The organism is Frigoribacterium sp. VKM Ac-2836 (genome assembly GCF_013248995.1).
In the GTDB taxonomy this organism is placed as follows: Bacteria; Actinomycetota; Actinomycetes; order Actinomycetales; family Microbacteriaceae; genus Frigoribacterium.
In genome coordinates this window covers 120,950-144,578 of the sequence record NZ_JABRPK010000005.1, presented here as the reverse complement: position 1 = coordinate 144,578, position 23,629 = coordinate 120,950, and the positions used below count along the sequence as shown (strand labels likewise).

Annotated in this window: 23 protein-coding genes and 1 tRNA gene; 16 read left to right on the top strand and 8 right to left on the bottom strand. The window is 66.9% G+C overall.

Annotation, left to right across the window (positions count from 1 at the left end):
* Positions 1-159: 159 nt before the first annotated feature.
* The 9 genes from HRF36_RS14255 to HRF36_RS14215 all read left to right on the top strand — a co-directional run bounded on the left by HRF36_RS14255 (position 160) and on the right by HRF36_RS14215 (position 8,624).
* Positions 160-1,257 (top strand): prephenate dehydrogenase, encoded by a 1,098-nt coding sequence (locus HRF36_RS14255; protein WP_173211038.1) that lies wholly within the window; start codon positions 160-162, stop codon positions 1,255-1,257.
* Positions 1,258-1,391: 134 nt separating this feature from the next.
* Positions 1,392-2,069, top strand: coding sequence for a (d)CMP kinase (cmk, locus tag HRF36_RS14250; RefSeq protein ID WP_173211036.1), 678 nt, complete (start codon positions 1,392-1,394; stop codon positions 2,067-2,069).
* A gap of 70 nt (positions 2,070-2,139) precedes the next feature.
* Entirely contained in the window at positions 2,140-3,588 is a 1,449-nt protein-coding gene (gene der, locus HRF36_RS14245) for a ribosome biogenesis GTPase Der (protein ID WP_369813673.1), read from the top strand.
* Between the two features lie 138 nt (positions 3,589-3,726).
* A complete protein-coding gene (locus HRF36_RS14240) occupies positions 3,727-4,035 on the top strand; it encodes a hypothetical protein (protein ID WP_173210992.1) in 309 nt (102 codons plus the stop codon).
* Entirely contained in the window at positions 4,032-5,828 is a 1,797-nt protein-coding gene (locus tag HRF36_RS14235; RefSeq protein WP_173210990.1) for a hypothetical protein, read from the top strand. The genes HRF36_RS14240 and HRF36_RS14235 overlap by 4 nt, the downstream gene beginning before the upstream one ends.
* A 94-nt stretch (positions 5,829-5,922) precedes the next feature.
* Positions 5,923-6,348, top strand: coding sequence for a hypothetical protein (locus tag HRF36_RS14230; RefSeq protein ID WP_173210988.1), 426 nt, complete (start codon positions 5,923-5,925; stop codon positions 6,346-6,348).
* A 287-nt stretch (positions 6,349-6,635) separates the two neighbouring features.
* Positions 6,636-7,184, top strand: coding sequence for a hypothetical protein (locus HRF36_RS14225; protein WP_173210986.1), 549 nt, complete (start codon positions 6,636-6,638; stop codon positions 7,182-7,184).
* A gap of 130 nt (positions 7,185-7,314) precedes the next feature.
* The gene (locus HRF36_RS14220; RefSeq protein ID WP_173210984.1) at positions 7,315-8,004 is read left to right on the top strand and encodes a hypothetical protein; all 690 of its coding nucleotides are present in this window, start codon (positions 7,315-7,317) and stop codon (positions 8,002-8,004) included.
* Between the two features lie 53 nt (positions 8,005-8,057).
* Entirely contained in the window at positions 8,058-8,624 is a 567-nt protein-coding gene (locus HRF36_RS14215; protein WP_371740207.1) for a hypothetical protein, read from the top strand.
* Between the two features lie 142 nt (positions 8,625-8,766).
* On the opposite strand, the gene HRF36_RS14210 is transcribed toward HRF36_RS14215, so the two are convergent.
* A complete protein-coding gene (locus HRF36_RS14210) occupies positions 8,767-9,219 on the bottom strand; it encodes a helix-turn-helix domain-containing protein (protein ID WP_173210982.1) in 453 nt (150 codons plus the stop codon).
* A 54-nt stretch (positions 9,220-9,273) separates the two neighbouring features.
* On the opposite strand from HRF36_RS14210, the gene HRF36_RS14205 reads away from it, so the two are divergent.
* The 3 genes from HRF36_RS14205 to HRF36_RS14195 all read left to right on the top strand — a co-directional run bounded on the left by HRF36_RS14205 (position 9,274) and on the right by HRF36_RS14195 (position 12,116).
* The gene (locus HRF36_RS14205) at positions 9,274-10,500 is read left to right on the top strand and encodes an MFS transporter (protein WP_173210980.1); all 1,227 of its coding nucleotides are present in this window, start codon (positions 9,274-9,276) and stop codon (positions 10,498-10,500) included.
* 260 nt (positions 10,501-10,760) lie between these two features.
* Positions 10,761-10,901 carry a hypothetical protein gene (locus HRF36_RS14200; RefSeq protein ID WP_173210978.1) on the top strand — a complete coding sequence of 47 codons (141 nt, stop codon included), beginning with the start codon at positions 10,761-10,763 and terminating at the stop codon, positions 10,899-10,901.
* A 246-nt stretch (positions 10,902-11,147) separates the two neighbouring features.
* On the top strand, positions 11,148-12,116 hold the full coding sequence (locus tag HRF36_RS14195; protein ID WP_371740205.1) for a glycine betaine ABC transporter substrate-binding protein: 969 nt from the start codon (positions 11,148-11,150) through the stop codon (positions 12,114-12,116).
* A gap of 50 nt (positions 12,117-12,166) precedes the next feature.
* On the opposite strand, the gene HRF36_RS14190 is transcribed toward HRF36_RS14195, so the two are convergent.
* From HRF36_RS14190 to HRF36_RS14180, 3 genes are read right to left on the bottom strand one after another with little or no spacing between them, the layout of a single operon-like run.
* Positions 12,167-13,036, bottom strand: a complete 870-nt coding sequence (locus HRF36_RS14190; protein ID WP_173210976.1) for an ABC transporter permease — start codon at positions 13,034-13,036, stop codon at positions 12,167-12,169.
* Positions 13,033-14,091: an aliphatic sulfonate ABC transporter substrate-binding protein gene (locus HRF36_RS14185; RefSeq protein WP_173210974.1), complete on the bottom strand. Its 1,059-nt coding sequence runs from the start codon at positions 14,089-14,091 to the stop codon at positions 13,033-13,035. The genes HRF36_RS14190 and HRF36_RS14185 overlap by 4 nt, the downstream gene beginning before the upstream one ends.
* A complete protein-coding gene (locus HRF36_RS14180; protein WP_173210972.1) occupies positions 14,088-15,089 on the bottom strand; it encodes an ABC transporter ATP-binding protein in 1,002 nt (333 codons plus the stop codon). The genes HRF36_RS14185 and HRF36_RS14180 overlap by 4 nt, the downstream gene beginning before the upstream one ends.
* Positions 15,090-15,268: 179 nt before the next feature.
* Between HRF36_RS14180 and HRF36_RS14175 the strand changes: the two genes are divergently transcribed.
* Positions 15,269-15,345, top strand: a tRNA-Pro gene (locus HRF36_RS14175).
* Positions 15,346-15,664: 319 nt separating this feature from the next.
* On the opposite strand, the gene HRF36_RS14170 is transcribed toward HRF36_RS14175, so the two are convergent.
* Together HRF36_RS14170 and HRF36_RS14165 are read right to left on the bottom strand one after the other, a co-directional pair.
* Complete coding sequence (locus tag HRF36_RS14170) at positions 15,665-16,345, bottom strand: GIY-YIG nuclease family protein (protein WP_254281364.1); 681 nt, start codon at positions 16,343-16,345, stop codon at positions 15,665-15,667.
* Positions 16,346-16,433: 88 nt separating this feature from the next.
* The gene (locus HRF36_RS14165) at positions 16,434-17,597 is read right to left on the bottom strand and encodes a DNA cytosine methyltransferase (protein WP_173210968.1); all 1,164 of its coding nucleotides are present in this window, start codon (positions 17,595-17,597) and stop codon (positions 16,434-16,436) included.
* 554 nt (positions 17,598-18,151) lie between these two features.
* On the opposite strand from HRF36_RS14165, the gene HRF36_RS14160 reads away from it, so the two are divergent.
* From HRF36_RS14160 to HRF36_RS14150, 3 genes are all read left to right on the top strand, one after another.
* Entirely contained in the window at positions 18,152-19,030 is an 879-nt protein-coding gene (locus HRF36_RS14160; protein WP_173210966.1) for a MerR family transcriptional regulator, read from the top strand.
* The gene (locus HRF36_RS14155; RefSeq protein WP_173210964.1) at positions 19,027-19,737 is read left to right on the top strand and encodes a GPP34 family phosphoprotein; all 711 of its coding nucleotides are present in this window, start codon (positions 19,027-19,029) and stop codon (positions 19,735-19,737) included. Before HRF36_RS14160 ends, HRF36_RS14155 begins: the two co-directional genes overlap by 4 nt.
* A gap of 105 nt (positions 19,738-19,842) precedes the next feature.
* Entirely contained in the window at positions 19,843-20,577 is a 735-nt protein-coding gene (locus HRF36_RS14150; protein ID WP_254281363.1) for a small multidrug efflux protein, read from the top strand.
* A 14-nt stretch (positions 20,578-20,591) separates the two neighbouring features.
* Here HRF36_RS14150 and HRF36_RS14145 read toward each other — a convergent pair whose 3' ends face one another.
* Together HRF36_RS14145 and HRF36_RS14140 are read right to left on the bottom strand one after the other, a co-directional pair.
* Positions 20,592-22,385: a hypothetical protein gene (locus HRF36_RS14145; RefSeq protein ID WP_173210962.1), complete on the bottom strand. Its 1,794-nt coding sequence runs from the start codon at positions 22,383-22,385 to the stop codon at positions 20,592-20,594.
* Between the two features lie 53 nt (positions 22,386-22,438).
* Complete coding sequence (locus HRF36_RS14140) at positions 22,439-23,533, bottom strand: type I restriction endonuclease (RefSeq protein WP_173210960.1); 1,095 nt, start codon at positions 23,531-23,533, stop codon at positions 22,439-22,441.
* Positions 23,534-23,629: the final 96 nt, after the last annotated feature.

Genomic DNA, 23,629 nt, shown 5'->3' with positions numbered 1-23,629 from the left:
CCGACCCGACGCCGGGGGACGTGGTCCCCGAGGGGGCGGGCGGTCGTGACCGACGCGCACCGCGCCTCCTCGTCCGACGACTCGACCACGCCTGACGACTCGACCGCCGACACGTCGACCGCTGAGGTGTCCACCGTCGACGCGTCGACGTCCGATGCGCTGGCCGCCGGAAGCCGTCGGCTCGCGGGCCAGGTGCGCATCGTCGGTTCGGGTCTGCTCGGTGCCAGCATCGGTCTGCGACTGCGTCAACACGGCGTCGACGTGATCCTCGACGACGTGTCGCCGGCGGCGCGCCGCCTCGCCGTCGACTACGGCGCCGGGCGGCCCCCGGCCGACGGCGACACCCCCGGGCTCGTCGTCGTCGCCGTGCCGCCCGACGTGACGAGCGACATCGTCGCCCGCGAGCTCGGCGCCTGGCCCGAGGCGCTCGTGACCGACGTCGCATCGGTCAAGGTCGCCCCGCTCGCCGAATTGCGCGAGCGCGGTGCCGACGTCTCGCGGTACATCGGCTCGCACCCCATGGCCGGGCGGGAACGCGGGGGAGCCGTCTCGGCTCGCGCCGACCTCTTCGTCGGCCGCCCCTGGGTCATCGCCGGGCACGACGACATCACGTACCGACGAGCCTCCGCCGTGGAGGACCTCGCACTCGATCTCGGGGCGACCCCGATCGAGATGACTCCCGAAGAGCACGACGCCGGCGTCGCCCTCGTCAGCCACGCGCCACAGGTCGTCGCCTCGTTGATGGCGACCCGTCTGCGCGACGCACCCGACGCGTCGCTCGGCCTCGCCGGTCAGGGCGTCCGTGACGTCACGCGCATCGCGAGCAGCGACCCGGTGCTCTGGACGCAGATCCTCGGGGCCAACGCCTCGCGGGTCGTCGCCGTGCTGCGCGAGCTCCGTACCGACCTCGACCGCGTCGTCGACGCCCTCGAGGCGCCGGACGCCCCGGGCAGTCGTCGTGCCGTCGCGGAAAGCATCGGCGCCGGCAACACCGGTGTCGCCCGCCTGCCCGGCAAGCACGGGCAACAGACCCAGTTCAGCTCGGTTATCGTCATGGTCGACGACACCCCCGGGCAGCTGGCCCGCCTGCTCACCGAGATCGGTGAGATCGGCGTCAACCTGGAAGACCTGCGGCTCGAGCACTCGCCGGGTGCGCAGGTAGGACTCGCGGAGGTATCGATCGTGCCCGAACAAGAAGACCGACTCGTGACCGAGCTCGACGCCCGGGGCTGGACCGTCGCAGGGGCGTTCGCGTGAGCGCCGACGTGAACGCCACGGGCTCCGACGTGGCCGCCGACGTCGACCTCGAGCGCTCGCCGGGGGAGCACGGCGTCGGCGGTCCCGCCGGCGAAGCGCACGTCGAAGAACTGCGCGCCGAGACCGCCGCGGCCGTGCACCGCCACGTCGTGGTGGCCGTCGACGGACCGGCCGGAAGCGGCAAGTCCAGCGTCAGCCGCGCCTCCGCATCCGCCCTCGGGTTCGACTACCAAGACACCGGGGCGGCCTACCGGGCCTTCGCGCTGCACGCTCTCGACGGCAAAGTCGACCTCGAGGACGCGGAGGCGATCATCGCGGCCTTGCCGACGTTCCACTACGCGATCGGGATCGACCCGGCCCGCGCCTCCTCGGTCACCGTCGGCGGTCGCGACGTGACCGACGAGATCCGGACGCCGCGGGTGACGACCGCCGTCAGCCACGTGGCCAAGGTGCCCGAGGTCCGCCGGTTCATGGTCGACCTGTTCCGACGCATCATCGCCTCGACCGACAAGCCGGGCATCGTCACCGAGGGGCGCGACATCACGACCGTCGTCGCACCGGATGCCCAGGTCAGAATCCTGTTGACCGCGAGCGAAGCCGCTAGAATGGCCAGGCGTTCGGCCGAGGTGACCGGGCAGAGTGCCGAAGAGACAGCTCGGCAGCTCTCGACCCGCGACCGGCTCGACAGCAAGGTCGTCGACTTCATGACCGCCGCACCCGGCGTCTCCACCGTCGACTCCACCCAACTCGACTTCGACCGGACCGTGCAGGCCGTGGTCGAGCTCGTGCGAGCGAGCACCCCCATTTCTTAAGGAAGACCCCATGGCAGACGACGACAAGTACCCCGAGCTCGACGAGCAGATGGTCGACCGCATCCAGACGATGCCCGACGAGGACGCCGACCAGCGTGCCAGGGCCCTGCGTGCAGGCCTGACCGACTACGACCTCGACGAGGGCGACATCGACGTCCTCGAGGGCGCCGAGTGGGACCCTGACGCGTTGACCTACGCCCCGGCCCTGCCGGTGCTGGCGATCGTCGGCCGTCCGAACGTCGGCAAGAGCGCGATGGTCAACCGCATCCTCGGGAGGCGCGAGGCCGTCGTCGAGGACAAGCCGGGCGTCACGCGCGACCGCGTCTCGTACAAGGCCGAGTGGGGCGGACGCCGTTTCACCCTCGTCGACACCGGCGGGTGGGAGCCCGACGCGATCGGCATCGACCGCTCGGTCGCCATGCAGGCCGAGATCGCCGTCGACCTGGCCGACGCCGTGCTCTTCGTCGTCGACGTGAACGTCGGGGCGACCGCCACCGACGAGGCCGTCGTACGCATGCTGCGCGCTTCGCACAAGCCCGTCATCCTCGTCGCCAACAAGAGCGACGACGCCCGCAAAGACCTCGAGGCCGCATCGCTGTGGTCGTTGGGGCTCGGCGAGCCGTTCCCGGCATCGGCACTGCACGGGCGCAACGTCGCCGACCTGCTCGACCTCTGCATGACCAAGCTGCCCGCGGTGTCGACCGTGGCCAAGCAAGAGATCGGCGGCCCGCGTCGCGTCGCGATCCTCGGTCGGCCGAACGTCGGCAAGAGCTCGCTGCTCAACAAGGCCGCGGGCGAAGAGCGCGTCGTGGTCAACGAACTGGCCGGCACGACCCGTGACCCCGTCGACGAGCAGGTCGAGATCGCCGGACGGGTGTGGACCTTCGTCGACACCGCGGGCATCCGCAAGCGCGTCCACCTGCAGCAGGGTGCCGACTTCTACGCGTCGTTGCGGACCTCTGCCGCGCTCGAGAAGGCCGAGGTCGCGGTCGTAGTGATCGACGTCACCGAGCAGATCTCGACGCAGGACCTGCGCATCATCGACCTGGTGCTCGAGTCGGGCCGTGCTCTCGTCCTGGCGTTCAACAAGTGGGACCTGCTGGACGACGACCGTCGTCGCTACCTCGAGCGCGAGATCGAACAAGACCTCGACCACGTCTCGTGGGCGCCGCGGGTCAACATCTCGGCCCGCACGGGTCGTCACCTCGAGAAGCTCGTTCCCGCCCTCGAACTCGCCCTCGAGTCGTGGGACACCCGCATCCCGACCGGCAAGTTCAACGCCTTGCTGGCCGAGCTCGTCGCCGAGCACCCGCACCCCCTGCGGTCGGGCAAGCAGCCGCGCATCCTGTTCGGCACCCAGGCCGCGAACCGCCCGCCGACCTTCGTCCTGTTCACGACCGGATTCCTCGACCCCCAGTACCGACGGTTCATCACGCGTCGTCTGCGCGAGATCTTCGGTTTCGAGGGCACGCCGATCACGGTGAACATGCGCGTGCGCGAGAAGCGCAAGCGCCCGTAGTCACGGTTCCGTCCCACAGGTGCACCTGTGGAGAGAGCGCCCGGTTGTGGATCGTTTCCACACCGGGCGTTCTGCATTGCTAGGGTGACTCTCAGCGATGGCGATATGTGAATGTCGCATGACGGAGGGCGAGGGTGCATGGCAGATCTGACGGTGGACGAACGGACGTTGACATCGGTGGCCTGGCGGGTGTCGACGGCGGCGGTCGATGCCGAGGTGTCGGCGACGCTGGCGGTCGAGTCGGCGGCTGACGTCGGGTCGCCGAGTGTGGCCGGGACGCTCGATGAGGTCACCGGGCAGCTGGTGCGGCGTGCGGACCTGACCGGCGACGCGATCCGGGCCGTGGCAGATTTTCCGACCATCTTCATGCGTGAAGTCGAGCAGGTCGAGTCCCGGCTCGCCGCCGGTTTGCCGGTGGGCGACCTGGCCGGGGTGGGGTCGAAGTGAGCGCCGACGGCGACCCGGGGGTGGGCTCGGTGGAGGGCATCCGGCAGCTCGCGAAGGCGAGGCGTGACGAGGTCGATGATCTCGAGGTGGCGTCGTTCCGGTTGGCGGAGGCGGCAAGTTGGGGCACCGAGTGTTGGCGGGGTCGGTCGGGTGAGCAGTTCGTGGCGTCGATGACGGACGTATCCTCCGAGGTGGCTGCCGTGGCGCGCGGGTTGGAGCATCATGCGGAGGCGCTGGAGGCGTACGCGGTCGAGTTGTCGTTGATCCAGGAGTCGAGGAGGGCCCTGGAGGCGCGGCGGGCGATGGCTGAGAAGGCCATCCTCTCGACCGGGGTCACGCTGAAGACGATCATGCGCGAGGCGCAGGACGCGGCCCGGGATGACCTGATCGGAATCGTCGTGGAGTCCGAGTACCGCTCGGGTGAGCGGTCGGCTCTGCAGCGGCGCATGGACGATGAACGACAAGAGCTCGACACCGTGGCGCACCTGTGGGCCGAGCTGGTCGAAGAGCGGGCGGCGGTCGATCGCCGGTGCGTTGCCGCGCTGCAGAGTGCCGAGGCGATGGGTGCGCTGCCGCAGGTGACCGCGGCCGCTGTTGCGACGGCGTCGGCCGAGCAACTGTTGGCGTTGCTGGCGGGCCTTTCGGCGACCGAGTTGATGCTCCTTCTCGAGCACCATCCCGAGCTGACGAACAAGGCGTTTCTCGCCGATCCCGAGCGGGTGCGGGCCTGGTGGGACGAGCTGGGTCGGCAGGGGGCACGGAACGCCGATGATCTGACGGCACTGCAGGTGGCGTTGGTGCGCGGTGCGCCGGCGATCATCGGGGCGTTGGACGGTCTGCCGCCGTCGGTGAGAGTTGCGGCGAACGTGTTCAACGCGAAGCGGCGGATGGCCGAGATCGACGAGATGGTGGGGCCGCTCCGGCGGCGGGGGCTGACGGGCGATGCCGACACGCTCGCTGCTCTGGCGCGGGAGCGTGCCTACCTCGGGCGTGCGGTGGACGAGCCGCCGACGGTGCAGCTGTATCTCTTCGACCCATCTAAGAGCCGCATCATCGAGATGATCGGGGAGTGGAATGACCGGACCAGGACGGTGCTGACCTACGTGCCGGGGACGCTGACGAACATGGATTCGTTTTATGGAGACCCCGAGAGCGTGCAGCAGATGGCCCGATGGCTGTCTGACGGCGACCCCAGCAAGGCCACGGCTGCGTTCGTCTTCAAGGACGGGCTATTTCCTGGAGGGACGGAAGGCCGCAGGGACCCAGCAGAATTCGTAGGGGCCTTCGCGGAGGCGAACGACCTCGATTTCGCTCGCAAGTCGAGCAAGATCCTGTACGACTTCCAGCGAGGTCTGGCGGTCGATCCTGTGTCACGTGAGCCCGGCCATCGAGAGATCGCGATCGGCCACAGCTGGGGGCTCGCGAACATCACGTCGGCCGAGGTGCGGGGTGCCACCTACGACAAGGTCGTCTCACTCGCCGGCGCGGGAATGCCGCCCGAGTGGCAGGCGCGAACGGGCACGACCTACACCGACTACAGCTATTGGGACTTCCTGCAGGCTGCTCAGCGCACGGGTGGGGTGTGGGAGGGGCGCAACCCGAACCGGTCGGAAGAGTTCGACTCAAAGGGGTACTACCTGGGTCCCCACGACATCCAGCTCGGTGAGTCCGGGCTGGAGATCGTCGCTCCGTCGAGAATCGACGACAACCATGCTCTCGTCGCCGAGACGGGCGCAGACAACGATCAGGTCCTGACTGACCTGTGGGAGGAGCTGTACGGCCATGGTTCCTAGGCGGTCGCTATCTCTCATCGCGCTGTCCGCAACGTCAGTCCTGGGTCTGGCAGGGTGCTCTGCTCATGTCCCACCTTCACGAGAGGAAAGTCTCATGTCCGAAGCGGCGACCGCCGTGGACCTGCCAGCACTCCGCGAGGATGTTCGCGCATCGCAGCGGATGCTGGCCCAGTTCGTGCCAGAAAACGACGTGCTGAGCGTCGACGAGTCTCCGAATGGCGTCTTGATGTCATGCGCCGGTGGAACACATCGATGGACTGGCGTGACCACGGTGGAATATGCGGCTGACTTCGACGTCGATTCCCTGTACACAACCATGGAGGACGCGCTCGCGGACTCCTCTCTGTTCACGACGATGCGGGAAGAGAGTCGATGGGGTGGTGATCGGCTCGTCGTGGAGGATGCGGCCGGAACGCGATACACGATTCGTCTCGTTCCACAGGCGTCGAAGGTACAGATCGCTGCGAGTTCCTGGTGCTTTACGGTTCAGCCTGGGCAGACGAGCGGTGGCCAGTTCTAGGGGTGGGTAGTGCGCCATTGGCGTTCTTGAACCACTCGAAATTCATGATGAAGGCGCCGTCGTTCGGAGGGGACCGGGGAAGGTGAAGCCCAAACCTAAGCGCTGTCTTCGAGTCGCCCTGGCACGTCGTGTGTGTTCACGACCTATGGCTCGACGTCACCTGCCCCCGCTGAACCCCGGTTTGAAAGCTCGGCGACAACCACGCGCTCGCCGCCCAATCGAGTGACGACATGTGCCGGTGCGCGATGACGTGAGGAAGGAACTGTTTCCGGATGGTTAGAAATGAGATGAAATCCATCGCGGTGCGGTGTGCGGTCGTCGTGGCCGCGTTGACCAGCTTGGTCGTGGGTTGCGCCCAAGAGACCCCGGAGGGGCTTGAGCAGATTAAGTACATCGACGAAGAAACCGAGCAGGAGGGATCTGACCGAATCGATCTCGGACAATTGCGGCAAGACATCCGTGTCGTTCAGCGCCGCCTCGTATCCATGGGGCCTGATGTCGTCGAAGGAAGCATCGAGGAATCCTCGAACGGCGTTCTGATGTCGTGTTCGGGTGGTCGGCACCAATGGACTGGGTCGACGACCGCCGAGTATTCGACCATTCCGGCCCAGGAAAACTACTACCGTCTGGTCGAATCAGAGTTGGAAGGGTCCGACGAGCTGACCGCGTCTCGGCAGTTCTCACCGGATGGCCAGGACGAATGGCTCATCGTTCACGGGCCGGACGGTACTCGCTATTCGATAACCGTCTGGACGGATATTTCGAAGGTTCAGGTGTCGGCGAGTTCGTGGTGCTTCACGGTTCGGCCCGGGCAGACGGAACGTGGCCGGTTCTGAGGGTGGAGTGGTCCGCCACTGGCGTTCCACATCTACTGGGATTTTCTGATGGAAGCGAAGTCGACCGGTGGTGTCTGGGGCGGGCGCAACACGAACCGATGTGATTACTTGCGAGTCGCGCGGATACGTCGTGAGGCCGTATGGCGTCGAGCTGGAAGCAACCGGGGCCAGCTACACCCCGGTCTGGAAGCTCGATGACAACCACTCGCTGGTTGCGGAAGCGAGCGATGACAATGCCCAGGTGCGAGATGCCCTCACGGATGAGATCTACGAGGAACAGCATGATTCAGCGCCGCGGAGTGTGTGTGTGGCGGCTGCTCTCGTCCTTGTATCCATCGGCCTATCAGGCTGCAATAGCGAAACGCGTGACAGCGCGAGAAGGATGCTTCACGTGGACGAAAAGACCGATCGAGTCGACCTGCCCGCCCTCAGACGGGACATCATGGCTGTCCAGCGACGTTTTGCATCGATGGGTCCCGAGGATCAGATCGTCAGCATTCTCGAGCCGCCGGATGGTGTCTTGATGTCGTGTTCGGGTGGGCAATTCCAGTGGACTGGGTCGACCTCCGTCGAGTACTCGACTGTTCCGGACGAACAGGGCTACTTCGAGAGGTTGGAGGAAGAGCTTGTCGACGACGTGGGGTTTACGACCAAGCGCCAGTTTTCTCCAGATGGTGAGAGTGAGCGGCTGATTGTCACGAGCGAGGACGGCACTCGGTACTCGGTCAAGGTGTGGACGGGGATCTCGAAGGTCCAGGTGACGTCGAGTTCGTGGTGCTTCACGGTTCAGCCCGGGCAGACGAACGGCGGTGAGTTCTGAGGGTGGGATAGGGCACCATTGGTGTTCGTGAGACGAGTGGACGGGGTGCGAAGGTGACGGGCGCTGGGTTGTGGCACCGCGCCTCCTCGGGGGTGGGGTTGTCGGCCGCGGCCGACAAGGTGTGGCAGCGGCTGCAGCTCGACCGGCTCGCCGGTGGCCGCCACTCGGGCTACGTCATCCACGAGGACATGCGGCAGCACCCGCGAACGGTCCGCAGCTTCATGGGCATCCGGTGGCTGCTGTTCGGCGAGACCGTCGTCGGACTCACCGCCATCTTCATCGCCGCCGTCCTCACCAGCCGCGGTGAACACGTGCCGTGGGCCGTGTGGTTCCGGTCCACCGTCGTCCTGTTCATCACCGCCTCGCTCTACGTCTTCGCCTGGAGGGCACAGCTCGGCTACTACTGGGCGTACTCACGCCTCCGCCTTTTCAGTCGCATTTTTCCGATCGTGACGCTGATCATCGCCACCATCCCCGGGCTCTATCCCGAATGGATGGTCGTCGAGCAGATCGTCTTCTCGCTGCTGATGATCGGCATCGGCGATCTGCTCACCAGCGATCACATGCGTGCGGCCTTCCCCCGGCCGGCCAGGCGGGGTGCGAGCGGCTCGACGGGCTGAGATCGCGGAGTCGTCGCGCACCACGCCACGAAGTGAACAACCCGCCATCACATCTCGTGGTGGAGTGATCAACCCGTGGCGGGATGGAGGCATGAGCGGATCGCGTGGTGGCGAGTGGCCACGTGGCGGGGCCGCATTCGGGTCAGTCGTCGAGGCGCGGTGCCATCGCGACATCGGCGGGCTCGACCACGTGCCCGTCGCCCGTCACGAACGCAACTCGCACCGGTTCGTCGGACCCGACGACGCTGAACCGGCGTGCGGCGCCGTCAGGGTGGGGATCGTGCTCGTCTCCCCAGGCCGCGAGGGCGGCCAGCACGGGGGCGAGGTCGCGGCCGGCGTCCGTCAGCAGGTACTCGACGCGCTCGCGGGCCTGGCCCTCCCGGTAAGACGACCGCTCGAGCACACCGGCTGCGACGAGCGAGTCGAGCCGTGCGGTCAGCACGTCGGGCGACAGGCCGAGCCGCGCCCGGAACTGCGAGAACCGCGTGTGCCCGAGCAGAGCCTCGCGCACCACGAGCAGAGCCCAGCGTTCGCCGAGCAGGTCCAGGCTGCGCGCGATGCCGCAACGCGGGTCGAGAGGTCCACGGGATGCCATTTCGACACCCTACCTCAGTAGGCTTTTCGTATCCAGGGTGCTAGCGTCGCCGTCATGCCCCGTGATCTCGCTGCTTCCGTTCGTCCCGAGGGGCCGAACCGACTCGCGTTCTGGACCTGCGCCTCCGTCCTCGCCCTCGCTCTGTGGACGAGCGGCGCCGCGACGCCGGTCTACCCGCTCTACGCCACCGACTGGCAGCTGACCCCGTTCGTCACCACCGCGATCTTCGCCGTCTACCCCCTCGTCCTCGTGGTCGTGCTGCTCGTCTTCGGCAGCCTCAGCGACACGATCGGCCGACGCGCGAGCATCCTGCTCGGCGTGGGCGCGTCCATCGTCGGCGTGTTGCTGTTCGCCCTCGCACCCGACGTCGGCTGGGTGCTCGTCGGCCGGGCGTTCATGGGCCTCGGCGTCGGTCTGTCGCTCAGCCCCGCCACCGCCGCCATGATCGACATCGCCGGGCCCGTCAACTCGGCCCGGACCGGGGCCATCAGCACCGCCTCCACCGCCGTCGGCCTCGTCTTCGCCACTCTGCTCGGGGGAGCCCTCGTCCAGTACGCACCCGAACCCCTGCACCTGACGTACTGGGTGCTGCTCGTCGTCGAGCTGGGCGTGCTCGTCCTCGTCGGGCGGCTGCCTCGCGACCGGGACGAGAAAGCCGGGCGCTGGAGGCCACGGTGGCCGAGCGTGCCCCGCGCGCTCCTCGGGGCCGTCGGGGCCGCGGCCGTCTGTGTCAGCGCCTCCTACGCTCTCGGGGCCGTGGTGCTCTCGCTCGGTGCCGAGATCGGCGTGACGCTGATCGGTAGCGACAACGCGTTCGTCACCGGTGCGGTGATCGCCCTGTCGATGGTCGTCATCGCGGTCGTGGCGCTCGCGTCCAGGCGGGTGCCGGTGGTCGTCGCGGTCGTCGTGGCGGCAGTGGCGACGGCGCTCGGCTTCACGGCCCTGGTGCTGGCGGCGGCGCAGCAGTCGTTGGCATTGTTCCTGGCCTTCTGCGTGTTGTCGGGGGTGGGCTACAGCCTGTTCTTCGCGTCCGGGCTCGGGATCGTGTCGCGGTTCGCGCCGGAACACCACCGGGCGGGGACGCTGTCGGCCGTATACCTCGTCGCCTACCTGGTGCAGGGGGCCACCGCCCTGTGGCTCGGCGCCCAGGCGACCCGCGGAGGGCTCGAGAGCGCCGTCGACGTCGGGGCACCGGCCATCGTGGGGCTGGCGCTCGCGGCGATGGTGGCGGTCGTCGTCGTGATGCGCGGACGGGAGCGGCGTCGGCGGGTCGCGGCATAGAGGCGGCGAGGCGCGGTAGAGCCCAGGAGGCGCGGGCCGGGTCGCGTGGGGGAGGTGCGGACGGCAGGTGGTCGGTCGGCCTGACGCCAGGAAGTGGTCACCGCGCCAGGTTTAGTCCTGGCGCGGTGACCACTTCCTGGCGTTGTACGCGAGCGGTGCGGCCGGCGGGCGGGCCAGGCGACGGGTGTCGATTGGCCGTGCGCGCCTCCTGCGGCTAGCTTTGACACCGCACTCAGCGGCACCCGAACTCCGGAGGACCCATGGCATCGCGCGACTCGTTCGCCCCCGCCGTGGTCGTCGCACCCCTCCAGGCCGTCGACGTGCGGCCCCGCCGCCGAGGCTGGACCGTCGTCTGGTCACGCCGCACCGTTCACTTCGGTGCGGTCTCGCCGACCCGCTGAGCCGCGCTCGAGGTGAGCCGTGGTGCCGACCGGCACCGTGCCTCCTCCGCCTGCGATGTGATGAGCGGCCGAGGCCGTGACCGCACCGCCGAGAGCCGCGGCGACCCGGCGCCCACGATCGTCGTGACGCGCCCTGCCCGTGCCGGCATGCGACGGAGCCCCCGCCCGTCACCACCGGCGCGTGCCTCACCCACCGGGCCGCGACCGCGTCAGAGCGGGCCCGCGCCCGGACCCGAAAGGAACACCGTGAACACACCCGTCAGCTCGAAGCCCCGCCCCGAGGAACCCACGAACCGGAGGCACGCCGCGAAGCGGACCCGGCGCCTGGCCACCCTCGCCACGGTCGGCGCGGCCGCACTCGCCCTGACCGCCTGCACCCCCGGTGGTCCGCCCGTGGCCGCGCTCGACAACGGCGACCAGGGGGAGATCACGATCGCCGTCTTCGCCGGCTGGCCCGAGGGCATCGCCGTCTCGCAGTTGTGGAGCGCCGTGCTCGAGGACGAGGGCTACGACGTCACGCTGACCGACGTCGACGTCGCGCCCGGTTACTCGGGCGTGGCCTCGGGTGACTACGACCTGGTGATGGACTCGTGGCTGCCCAACACCCACGCCGACTACGTCGACCGGTTCGGCGACGACATGACCGACCTGGGCGCCTGGTACACCGAGGCTCGCAACACGATCGTCGTGAACGAGGACGCCCCGATCACCTCTCTCGACGAGCTCGCCGCCAACGCCGATCTGTTCGGCAACACGATCGTGGGTCTCGAGCCCGGTGCCGGCCTGACCCAGATCACCGAGGAGCAGGCCATCCCCACCTACGGCCTCGAGAGCATGGACTTCGTCACGTCCTCGACGGCGGCCCTGCTGACCGAGTTGCAGGCACGGACCGACGCGGGTGAGAACGTCGTCGCCACGTTGGCACGACCGCACTGGGCCTACGACGCCTACCCGATCCGCGACCTCGAAGACCCCGAGGGGGCGATGGGCCCGGCGGAAGAGATCCACTCGATGGCGAGCTCGACCTTCGACGAGGACTTCGCGACCGCCAGTGACTGGCTGCGCGACTTCGAGCTGAGCGAGGACGACCTGTTGTCGCTCTGCAACGTCATGTTCAACGAGAACGGCGGGGCGGAAGGCACCGACTACGAGCCGATCGTCCGCGCGTGGATGGACGAGCACCCCGACGTCGTCGAGGCGCTCACCGGAGCGTAGGAGGCGCGGGCTGGGAGGCGCGGCTCGGGCGCCGTGAGAACGGGGCCGGCCTACCGCCAGCGGCGCAGCGCCACGCGCTGCACCAGGTTCAGCACGGTGTCGCTCAGCGTGCCGAGCAGCGCCAGCAGCACGATGGCGAGGAAGATCCGGTCGACGCGTCCGTTCGACTGCGACTCGGTCAGCAGGAACCCGAGGCCCATGGACGACGCGATCAGCTCGGCCGCGACCAGGAACAGCCACGCCTGCGCCAGCGCGAGCCGCAGCCCGGACACGAGCGACGGCAGCACGGCCGGCAGCTGCACCCGGGTGAAGAGCGACACCCGCCGCAGGCCATAGGCGCGGCCGGCCTCGACGAGCTGCGGGTCGACGTGCCGCAGCGACCCCGCGACCGTGGTGAACACCGGGAACGCCGCACCGATCGCGATCAGCGTGACCTTGCTGTCTTCGCCGATGCCGAGGTACAGGATCAGCAACGGCACCCAGGCCAGCGACGGCACCGCCCGCACGGCAGCGATCGACGGAGCGAGCACCGCCTCGCCCACCCGGGACAACCCGACGACGGCCCCGACGACCAGCCCGATCAGCGACCCGACCACGAACCCGATCAGCACCCGCTGCACCGAGATGGCGACGTAGAGGCCGAGCTGGCCCGTGGCGGCGAGGTCGACTCCTGCCTGCGCCACGTCCACGGGGGACGGCAGGCGGTACGAGGGCACTCCGCCGACGGTGGTGGCGAGCACCCAGGCGGCGAGCACGGCGGCCGGCACGAGCACCCCGAGCAGTGCCAGGCGGCGGGGAGCAGGCGCGCCCGGGGCACCCGGGCATCGCGGCGCGGGCGACCCGGACGAGGATGCGCGGCCTGCGCTGTCGGCGACCCGCGCCTCCTCGGCGGGTCGGGTGGCGGTCAGGGTGTCGCTCATGAGGTGGACGCGGCCTTCGCGTACGAGTCGTCGAAGAGTTCGTCGAGGGCGGCGTCGACGTCGTCCTGCGAGGGGACGTCGCCGGACTCGACGAGGATCGGGCCCACGGTCTCGAGGACGGCGCGCTGGTCGGCCCCGGGGGCGGGGTCGATGTCGAGGTGGGTGCGGTCGATCACCGTGGTGGCGACGGCGGGGTCGATCGCGGCGGCCTTCGCGAGGATGGCGGCGGTCTCGTCCGGGTTCTCGAGCGCCCAGGTGCGGGCCTTCTCGTACGAGTCGACGACGACCTGCGCCACATCGGGCGAGGCCTCGAGGAACGACTCGGTGGCGTTGAGGAACCCGTAGCTGTTGAAGTCGACGTTGCGGTAGATCAGCTTCGTGCCCGACTCGGCCTCGCTCGCGGCCATGATCGGGTCGAGCCCGGACCAGGCGTCGACGCTGCCGTTCTCGAGGGCGGCGCGTCCGTCGGCGTGCTGCAGGTTCTGGATCGTCACGTCCGACGCGCTGAGCCCGGCCTGGTCGAGTGCCTGCAGCAGGAAGAAGTACGGGTCGGTGCCGCTGGTCGCGGCGATCGTCTTGCCGCGGAGGCCCTCGACGTCGGTGATGGTCGAGTCGCCCGGCACGACGAGCGCCGACCACTCGGGCTGCGAGTACACGTCGATCGTCTTGATGGGGGAGCCGTTCGAGCGGGCGAGCAGCGCGGCCGAGCCGGCCGTCGAGCCGACGTCGACCGCCCCGGCGCGCAGCAGCTCGTTGGCCTTGTTCGAGCCGGCCGACTGGGTCCAGGTGACGGTGACGCCGTCGCCGAGGGCGTCCTCGAGGTAGCCCTGGTCCTTCACGACGAGGCTGAGCGGGTTGTAGGTCGCGAAGTCGATGTCGAGGGTGTCGGTCGACCACTCGCCGTCGCTCGCGCCGCCGGCGGCCTGGGCGGCGCCGGTGCCGGCGTCCTCACCCGCGACGCAGCCGGTGAGGAGAAGGGCGCTCGCCGCAGCGAGAGCGAGACCGCCGGCCCAGGAGGCGCGGGTGCGGGTGGTGGGGGAGGTGCGGAAGGTCATCGGTTCGTCTCCGTGCTGTCGGGGGCGGTGCGGTGGTCGGGTGCAGGTGCAGGTGCGGGTGCGGGTGCGGGTGCGGTCAGGGTGCTGGTGGGCGAGGTGCCGGCGTGGACGCGGTGGACGCCGAGGTCGGCGAGCAGCTGGAGGCGCAGCTCGGCCAGGGCGGGGTCGTCGCGGTCGCGGGGCCGGGCGCCGGGCACGGTGACGATGCGCTGGATGCTGGGGGCGCCTCCTGCGGTGTCAACGTGCGTCGCGCCTCCTGCGGTGGTGTCGGCGGCGACCGTGGCGCCTGCGGGCTGCTGCTGCGAGAGGTCGGCGAGGACGACGATGCGGTCGGCGAGGTAGAGGGCTTCGTCGACGTCGTGGGTTACGAGCAGGACGGTGGTGGGTTCGGCGCGGTGGATGTCGAGCAGCAGGTCGTGCATGCGGAGGCGGGTGAGGGCGTCGAGGGCTCCGAAGGGTTCGTCGAGCAGCAGCACCTTGGGGGCCCGGGCGAGGGCGCGGGCGAGGGAGGTGCGTTGGGCCATGCCTCCGGACACCTGGCGAGGGCGGAGGTCGGCCGAGCTGCCGAGTCCGACGAGGTCGAGCAGTTCGGTGATGCGGGCCCGGCCGGCGGCCTTGTCTGGTTTGTTGGTCTTGTCGTTGTTGGTCTTGTCGTTGTTGGTCTTGCCGGCCTTTGGCAGACCGAGCTCGATGTTCTGGCGGAGGGTGCGCCAGGGCAGGAGGCGCGGCTCCTGGAACGCGATGGCGCAGCGTTGGTCGGTGGGCCGGGTGGGGGAGTCGTCGATGTCGACGGTGCCGGTGTCGGGCTGGTCGAGGCCGCCCACCTGGCGCAGCAGGGTCGACTTGCCGCAGCCGGAGGGTCCGACGATGGCGATGATCTCGCCGGCCATGACGTCGAGGTGGAGGTCGTTGAGGACGGGGCGCTCGCCGAAGTGCCTCCCGACGCCGCGCAGACGGATCGGCAGGGCCGAGGAGGCGCGGGTCGTCGAGGTGGGCATGTCACGACGGTAGGTGGGCGGGGTGCTTGCCGTCCCGTGCGCCGTAACGGGGCGAAACACTCCGTTCGGTCCGCCCTGCCCTGGTTCGGTCTCAGGCACACCCATTCATCGGCTATAGTTGTGGGGTTGCCTCGGTCGGGGCAACACCAAGACCTGGGTTGCCATTCGAACCCAGATCTCGGGCTGTGGCGCAGCTTGGTAGCGCACTTGACTGGGGGTCAAGGGGTCGCAGGTTCAAATCCTGTCAGCCCGACCATTTGGATTTAGAAGATGTCTGTGACATCTCTCTTGCGTCACTCCACAGGAAACGATTGCTGCGCAATGCGCCTCGAATACGCCAAATTGCCATGAACCCTCAGCCGGTTCCAGGAATTTCAAAAGCACATACAAGTTTAACGGATTTTGACTGACCTGGTTCGAGGGGCTGACCTGGTTGACGAGCTCGAGGCGTCTTGGTCTAGCCGGAATTCTGAGCGATGCGGTCACTGGATCACGAGGCCTCGCACGACTGGGTGCTGCACTTCCTCTTCCCCATTGAAAATCGCATTATATTTTTATGCGCCAGACAATGGTGCCTAGTCGTCTCCCTCTTGATGCTGTTCTTTGGTCACGTTTCCTACCAAAGCTCTGACGTCGATCGCTTGGGGCGATGGCCTCCGGCGACCTTCGGAGTACGCAAGTCGCGCAGCGGCTAAGTCAGCAAGACGGACAGCTTGAATGACTATGACCCGGCGCAAACCGGCCGACACCTCGCCACGCTCGTGGGCCACCGCAGCCACTCGAGATAGGGTTTCCGCCCGGCGGGCTATACGAATGTCGGGATGCTCCCTTTCAGCTCTCATTGAATCCGGCACGAGCTTTGAGCGGTAGGAGCGCGGCAAGTTTTGACGCAATGACACCGGCGGAATTTTCTCATTCAAGATGGCCTTGTATTTCGATGTTTCAATTGCGGTCAGGTAGACGGAATACTCCAATGCGTCAATCGCCTTCGTTCTTTCAGGAGTCGGAAGGCCACGAAGATGCTCAGCCGGCCAAAGCTGCATTTCTGCCACCTCGAATGGGTCGAGAATGCGGTAAGCCAGTGTGTCGGAACGCTGTCCGCGCAGATGCCGGCCAATTCTGGTTGCGAAGTCCTCTTTGGTCTGGCCAACGTAGATGGGCTCGCCGTCGTAGTCGAAGAACGCGTATACGCCAATGCATCGTCCGAGAGTCTTACCCGAATCCATGTCCACGGCAGATAGCGCCGTATTGAGCATCTCCCTGAACGCTCGCACGAAGGGGGTCGGAAGAGACTTGCGCGATGGCGGGGGGCCATCCGGCTCGTTGTAGGAGGCAATCCCACGACTACCCATGAGCAACCTCCAGTTCAAACGTCGATTGCTCCAGGGTGCCTCGGATCAGGGGCATCAAATAGTTTTCTGATAACCAAGCAACCGCCGGCACAGCGACCGCGTCTCCGAAGGCAAACAAGGCTTGATTAGTCCGGGCACCAGAGAGGTTGTAATCGCCCGCGCCCATGAGTCGGGCGTATTCGAGCGGGGTCATCCAACGCACCTGTAGGCCACCATCTCCCAGCCTCACGACGGCCTGCTTCGAGGAACCCCCTCGGGCTGTCCGCAGGCATCCAGAAATGTCGTCTGGACGAACCTCCCACACCGCTATGCCTTTTCTCGTGCGTCGGTAAGCAGTCCGAAACTTGGTACCTGGCGAACTTCGCATCTCGACGATGCGGTCTAGTTGCATCGGCGAGAGCGATGCCGTGAACAATCCTGTGCGGGTCTCATCCCACCATCGGTCGTCATCGGCCGACATATCTTCGACGAGATCCCCTAACCCTGTGAGGAGGGGGGCGGGTGGAGCGGGCAGGACAGCCCTGTGCGTACGGAGCGTGGGATCACCGTAAACGGCCTGGAGCCAGTCTGGCCTCAGTTCGCTGTGGCCACTGTCTGTCGTCTTCGGGGGATTGAGAGCCCCGACCAGAAACAATCGAGGACGAGATTGGGGGATGAACCTTCGAGCGTCGAGGGCCAGGACATCAACCGAGTAGCCGAGATCGTTAAAAGCCCGCACGGCCGCGGCAAGATCGTCACCCCCATGAGAAGTAGCGAGGCCCACCACGTTCTCCAGGACGGCAACCTCGGGCCGACCGTCTTTCAGCTCATCCAAAAGCCGTATGTAGTGCCAAAAGGCGTTGGACTCACCAGTTCGGATTCCTCCGCGCGACCCGGCCAGGGACAAGTCCGTGCACGGTGACGATCCCCACGCGAGAGTTGCGTCCTTCGGAAGAGAATCACCTTTCACCTTGGCGATGTCGCCAAGAACGAAGTTGTGGTCCTCGGAGTCATCCTTAAAGTGACCGGCGTAGAGGGCCTGTTTGTCAGGTTCGTAGTCGTTCGCCCAAGTGACTTGAAATCCCGCAGATTCGAGCCCCATGCGAGCCAGTCCAATGCCGGCAAAAAATTCGAGAACCTTGGGCTTCCGAGAGGGGAGCTTCACGAGATTTGACACACAAAAACTGTACCTGCCAGCACCGTCATTGGGGAGCTGGAAGAGAGCGACTACGAGGCTTTCAGGGACGGAAATGTCTCTTCAAGAAGTCCGTGGAGAGCCGTTGCCGCTTCCAAATCCAGCTGGAGTGACTGGCTCGACTTCGGGATTGACTGGCGTTCCGCTGAGCCAAAGGTTGAGAGGTGCAGAAGCTGCCCGTGTTCTGAGCTCAGGACTGTCTGGTGGAAGCAAGTGACCTCCGTGGCGTGTGCTTTGACGGATTGAGTTCCTGGCTCGAAAGCTCCAATGATGGCCATAAATAATTATCTCCCTTCTTCGGTGCCTACGTCGATAGCGAGTCGGCTACGTCTCCAGCTTTGCTGGGCACCTCAGTCGTGAAGGCCTTGGCGCGGACGAACTCGCCGGGAATCCTCGTTTTAGACATGAAGGCGGACCCAAACGCTTGTGAGATAAGTGCGGTCTCCTCTGCTGCGCCCCTTGACCCTGCCCCAAGGGCATGGTCTCTACTAGGTCACACACCGGCACCGCGCCGGCGCGACCGAGAGGAGCCTCCCGTGGCCTGGAGCACACGCGAGCTGGCCGAGCTGGCCGGCACCACCGTCAAGTCGGTCCGGTACTACCACCAGCTCGGGTTGCTCGACGAGCCCGAGCGGCTGGCCAATGGGTACAAGCAGTACGAGGTGCGGCACCTGGTCCGCCTGCTGCAAATCACCCGCCTCACCGAACTCGGCGTCCCGCTTGCCCAGATCGAGTCCATCGGCTCGTCCGTCGACGATCCGGCCGGCGCCCTCCGCACGATCGACGCCGAGCTCGCCGCCACCATCGAGCGGCTGCAACGCATCCGCGCCGAGTTGGCGGCGATCCTCGAGAACCGGACCAGCGCCTCCTTGCCTGCTGGGTTCGCCGAGGCGGGACGGGACCTCAGCGAAGCCGACCAGTCGCTGCTGCTCATCTGGTCCAAGGTGTTCGACGAAGGGGCGATGGACGATCTCAAGCAGATGCTCATCGACTCGCCGCGAACGGCAGCCGACATCGAACTCGACGACCTCACGGACGACGCTGACCGCGAGACGCGGCGGCGGTTGGGGGAGCAGTACGCTCCCGTGCTCGCGGCGGCGACCCAGCGGTACGAATGGCTCGGCACCCCGGGGGAGCGGGCTCCCCGAGGCGCGGCATTCGCCCAGCAGACCGTGACCGACGCGGTCGTCGAGCTCTACAACGGTGCTCAGCGCGAGGTGCTCTATCGGGCGTCGCTCATCGGGGCCGGGAAACTCGACGACCTGGCCGCACTCGAGGCGGCGCTCGACGCCGCCGAGACGCCTGGCGGTGTCGAGCCGGCCGGTGCCGAGGCGACCGATGTCGGGGACGCAGGTGGCGGCTCGGGGGCGAGCCGCGCCTCCTCGGGTCGTGGCTCCGAGGGAGGCGAGCGATGACCGACGAGACACTCGCGCCGACGCTCGCCGAGGACCTGCTGCTCGTGCTGCTCGACCCGTCGTCGGGGTCGATCCACAGCGAAGGGTCTCCGTTGTTCCATGTGCTGGCCGGGGCCGTGCTGACCGAGCTGGCGCTGCTCGGAACGGTCGACATCGACCGCACGACCACTCTGCGGGGACGGCAGGTGCGCGTGACGCCGTCCCCTCCTCCGAGCGACGAGTTGCTGCTCGACACCTGGCAGCGGGTCGAGCGCAAGCCGACGGACGCGTACTCGCTCGTGCTCGAGATCGGCCCGGCCCTGCGAGCGCCGACTCTCGACCGGCTGGTGGCGCGCGGGGCGCTGCTGCGGGAGAAGACGAAGACGCTCGGATTCATCCCCGGGACCCGGCTGCGCCTGGCCGAGGGGGTAGGAGGCGCGGGTCGGCGGGGCGAGCTGGTCGCGTCGTTGCGGAGCGTCCTCGCGGAGGGTGCCGAGCCGTCGGTCCGCACGGCGGCCCTCGCGGCTCTGGTGTCGGCGAGCGGAGCCCTGCCGGCACTGCACCGGGACATCCCGTGGTCAGGCGACGTTTACACCCGCGGGCGCGAGCTGCAGCAGGGCAAGTGGGGTGCGCGGATCGCGGGGGACGCGATCGCGGTGGCCGCTGCGGCGATGCTATCGACGTCGTTGATCGTGGCGGTCGGGCTGCCGGGGCTGCGGGACGACTGAGGTCGTTCTCGGTGCGGCGGTGTCGCATCGCCTCGTTGCTCTCTTCACCACGCCGGTGTTCGGCGTGCCCTCAAACCTCAGTGACACCTATCGAAGGAGATCACCATGTCCATCGCGCTCACCCTCTCTGGACCGTCGCGCTTGTCGGCCGCGGCCACGACTACTGCGTCTGACGCCTCATCGGGCGGCCCGTTCGCCTGGTTGCAGGAGCTGATGGGCCAGGTGCCCGAGCTCGCGCAGCCGGTGATCTTGGTGCTGGCGGGGGCGATCCCGTTCTTCGAGGGGGAGGGCTCGGCCGCTCTCGGCGTGCTGAGCGGGGTGAACCCGGTCGTCGCGGCGCTGGCTGCGATCGTGGGCAACGTGTTGTGCGTGGCCGCGGTGGTGTGGCTCGGATCGTGGGTGCGGTCGGGGGTCGTGGATCGACGCAGGAGGCGCGAGGCGGGTGGGGCACCGGCCGGCGGGTCGGGTGCGGTGGCGGGTGCGCCGGGTGCGGGTGCGGTCTCGGACGGTGGTGGGGGGTCTGAGGTGTCGTCGTCGAGCGGTGCTGGGGGTGCCGAGGTTTCGGGAGCCACCCGGGTCGTGTCGCGTGATGAGCTACTCGAGACGAAGCCCGAGAAGAAAGGGACGCAACGCCTCAAGCGCTGGCTGGTGAAGTTCGGAGTGCCCGGGGCGAGCTTGCTGGCACCGCTCGCACTGCCGACGATGTTCACCGCGGCGACCCTCGTCGGCACCGGGGTGTCCAAGGGGTGGGTGATGCTCTGGCAGGTCATCGCGATCGTGCTGTGGACGACGGCGGTGACGGTGGTTGCCACGGGGGTGTTGAGGGTGGTGGGTGGATGACACCGGTCACCAAGTCAGTCCTCCGCTAGGGGAGCGCCAGGCTCGAGTCCGTTCTTGGAAAGGTACTTGAGAGCCAGCTCGACCGTGACGATCTTTCGCTTCAGATCTTGGATTCCAGGGGAAGATTGATCGCTAAATTCGTCCATCCGTTCGTGCCTACGCCGCACCTCGCGTTCGACCTGCGTAAAGACACCCCACATTTCTAGATCGGGTTCCAGGCCTTGCCGTTTGCGAAGAATGGCGGCCGCTAGGCGGCGTTCGACGACGGCCTCCAGCGTCTCCGCGCTTGTTCCCTGGCCCGCGAGACCGTAGGCGATGCCTCCTCCGCCGGCCGATACCAACGTGCCGGCTGTCAGTAGTCCACCGATCATGCCGCCAGGCCCGAACGCGGCTAGTGCGCTGGTGAGGGCAGCAGCACCTGCAAGACCGGGCGCGGCAGCGAGTGCCAGGCCGCCAGTCGCCACGACGAGTGCTGCCGCCCCGACGCTCAGCGCGCTCCACTTGATCCAATTGACGCCACGACCTGGGGTCAGCTCCGTGCGGGCCTCCTTGGCCGCTTCGAAAACGTCCAACCCGTACTGGGAACCAAGCCCCATTTCGGCGGTGAGATCCTTCATGGCGTCTCTCCATTTGTCCCGTGGCAGGTCGATCTCGTAAGGACGAATGACGTTCTCGGCTGCCAGAACCGTCAGGAGGACGACAGCCTCCTCTTTTGTACGATGGCGGCTCGGCAACGGCTCGACGAGCAGGGGCAACAAATCGGTCGAATCGACGGCGAGACGAGCTACGTCACCCGGAACTGGTCTTCCCGCCTCCTTGTTGCGAAGAACGATCTGCTCGACAGCGTCCTCTTGTACTCGACGCAAGGCCCCCGTGAACCTTTCCAGGTCGTCACCCTTGAGCTGTTGCCTCATCAGGTGGGCGTAACGGAGAGCCAGTAACACCAGCGATTCGGCCGGATCAGCGGGTACGTCTACGCCGAGCTCACGAGCAGACAGATCCTTGGAAGCCGAGCCGTACAGGGCGAACCCGATCGCTGTCGCCACCGTCTGTGAGCTGAGGTACTCCCTCGCAAAGTGGCCCTGGACGAAGTCTTTCGTCGCGTCGACCCTGAAGTCGACGAGCCACGGGATGACCGAAGAGAGGCCTCGGTGAGCCGCGACGGGATCGGACCCGTTCCAGAAATTGACCCACCACGACAAATTGGTAGGTGGCTCTCGCAACGTCTCTTTGAGCTTGTCGACGTCGAAAGCCCCGTTGGCCAGAGGGCTGCCGATCGTCACCATTCCCGCAACCTCGAGACTAGCGGGCAGGCGCCTCAGAAGGTCTGCGGCGATGACCGATCCGAGGCTGTGTCCTACGATCACGAGCCTCCCCGTTGCCGGCAAGCCGCCGATGATTCGGTTGAGGACTTGGGCTCGGATCTGTGGATTCGAGAGATAGTTTCGAGCCTGCCTGAAGGGTGGGGCGGCGATCGCCGCACCGACCCCAGCGTCAAGCCCCGGGATTCCTTCTCCTCGCACGTGCTTTCCCAGTCGGGACTCGATCGCGCCCATGCGGGCCTCGAACGCGCGACGATTCTGGCGAGCGGCGTCGCGTATCGGAGTTTTCAGTGTGACGTCGGGGACGTCCTCCCTCACGTCCCAGTCGATCAGCGCGTGGGCGTACTTCGGGGCGATGACTCGGGAATCCTCGAGGGCCGGGTAACCCAGCTCAACGAGCGAGGCGGAGAGAATTCCTCGCCAGTTGTCGTCCTTATCGCCATTTCCTACGCCGTGCAGGAAAAGCAGGATTGGGGCAGTGGTCACAGTCGATTCCGTTCGGGTCAGGTCGGTGTGATGCTTTAGCTTGAGGTTCGGGCTCAGGCATAGGACTTGATGACGCTGCGGATCGCGTCAGCGTGTTCGTAAATGCCGTCGAGGGACTCGATGGCATGTTTGGTCTCGACCTTGTCGGCGTCGAAGACACCGAGGTACTTCTGCTTCTTGCCGTTGAAGTGCAGGCGCGCGATCGGCTTGCGGTTGTTGTCGTCGAGCAGGACGGCGAAGTACGACTTGGCGTCACGGTGGACGATGCGCTCGGGCTTGACCTCGCTGCAGGCGATCGCCTTGACGATCTGGTAGCCCTCGAGCTCTTCGAGAGTCGTCTCCGTCTCGGTGTCCCGATCGAGGTCGGCCTCGACGACAGCTTCGCTGCTGACGGTGCCCGCGGGGGCTTCGGCCGGCATCGACGGAAAGTTCGGGGAGCCCAGCGCCGTCTTCAGACGATCGTTCACCTGGTCGTTCAGGAACTGCTTCGACGCCTTGACCACGAGTGGTGTGAACTGGTCACGCACCTTTTGGGTGAACGAGCCCTCGTAGACGCGGGTCGTGACGAACTTAATCCAGTCGTCGGACGGATCGCGGAACTGAGCGGCGATGGCTCGCTTGAGCTGGCCGACGTACTTCAGCTCCTCCGCCGCACTGATGACGGAGTCGAGGTCGAAGACGTCCTTCGTCAACTTGCTGAGCTCGGGGAGGAGAGTCTCGTCGATGTCCGACAGGTCGAGTACCAGGAACGGCTTGTCGTCCATGCGGTTCGGCTTGTCGAGGTCTGTGTAGAAGTGGTAGCTCTCGCCGTTCGTGAGTACGGCGATTCGGGCGTTCGTCACTGCGAAGTAGCGGAAGAGCTGCGACGCGTGCTCGATTCGGAGGGGCTCGGTCGACTTCTTGCACTCGATCAGGATCTGGACTTCGCCGTCACGCATGATCGCGTAGTCGATCTTCTCGCCCTTCTTCACGCCGACGTCGGCCGTGAACTCGGGCACCACCTCGAGGGGATTGAAGACGTCGTACCCGAGAATCGTCGAGATGAACGGCATGATGAATGCGTTCTTCGTGGCTTCTTCGGTCTGAATCGCCTCGCGCTGGTTCTTGACCTTCAACGCGAGTGCGGCGAGCCGCTCGGCAAACTCCATGGTTGTCCCCCTTTTGTGACGGTTTCTCAAGAGACTAGGTGACGCGAGGAGTGCTCAAAGACAAAGAACTCGCAGGTGTTCCGTTCCTCTAGGTAC

Bases quoted from the DNA above. Each gene is read 5' to 3' on its own strand.
- der (WP_369813673.1), top strand. From the start codon at position 2,140: ATGCCCGACGAGGACGCCGACCAGCGTGCCAGGGCCCTGCGTGCAGGC.
- HRF36_RS14240 (WP_173210992.1), top strand. From the start codon at position 3,727: ATGGCAGATCTGACGGTGGACGAACGGACGTTGACATCGGTGGCCTGG.
- HRF36_RS14230 (WP_173210988.1), top strand. From the start codon at position 5,923: ATGTCCGAAGCGGCGACCGCCGTGGACCTGCCAGCACTCCGCGAGGAT.
- HRF36_RS14225 (WP_173210986.1), top strand. From the start codon at position 6,636: ATGAAATCCATCGCGGTGCGGTGTGCGGTCGTCGTGGCCGCGTTGACC.
- HRF36_RS14210 (WP_173210982.1), bottom strand. From the start codon at position 9,219: ATGGCATCCCGTGGACCTCTCGACCCGCGTTGCGGCATCGCGCGCAGC.
- HRF36_RS14205 (WP_173210980.1), top strand. From the start codon at position 9,274: ATGCCCCGTGATCTCGCTGCTTCCGTTCGTCCCGAGGGGCCGAACCGA.
- HRF36_RS14200 (WP_173210978.1), top strand. From the start codon at position 10,761: ATGGCATCGCGCGACTCGTTCGCCCCCGCCGTGGTCGTCGCACCCCTC.
- HRF36_RS14190 (WP_173210976.1), bottom strand. From the start codon at position 13,036: ATGAGCGACACCCTGACCGCCACCCGACCCGCCGAGGAGGCGCGGGTC.
- HRF36_RS14185 (WP_173210974.1), bottom strand. From the start codon at position 14,091: ATGACCTTCCGCACCTCCCCCACCACCCGCACCCGCGCCTCCTGGGCC.
- HRF36_RS14180 (WP_173210972.1), bottom strand. From the start codon at position 15,089: ATGCCCACCTCGACGACCCGCGCCTCCTCGGCCCTGCCGATCCGTCTG.
- HRF36_RS14170 (WP_254281364.1), bottom strand. From the start codon at position 16,345: ATGCTCAATACGGCGCTATCTGCCGTGGACATGGATTCGGGTAAGACT.
- HRF36_RS14155 (WP_173210964.1), top strand. From the start codon at position 19,027: ATGACCGACGAGACACTCGCGCCGACGCTCGCCGAGGACCTGCTGCTC.
- HRF36_RS14150 (WP_254281363.1), top strand. From the start codon at position 19,843: ATGTCCATCGCGCTCACCCTCTCTGGACCGTCGCGCTTGTCGGCCGCG.
- HRF36_RS14140 (WP_173210960.1), bottom strand. From the start codon at position 23,533: ATGGAGTTTGCCGAGCGGCTCGCCGCACTCGCGTTGAAGGTCAAGAAC.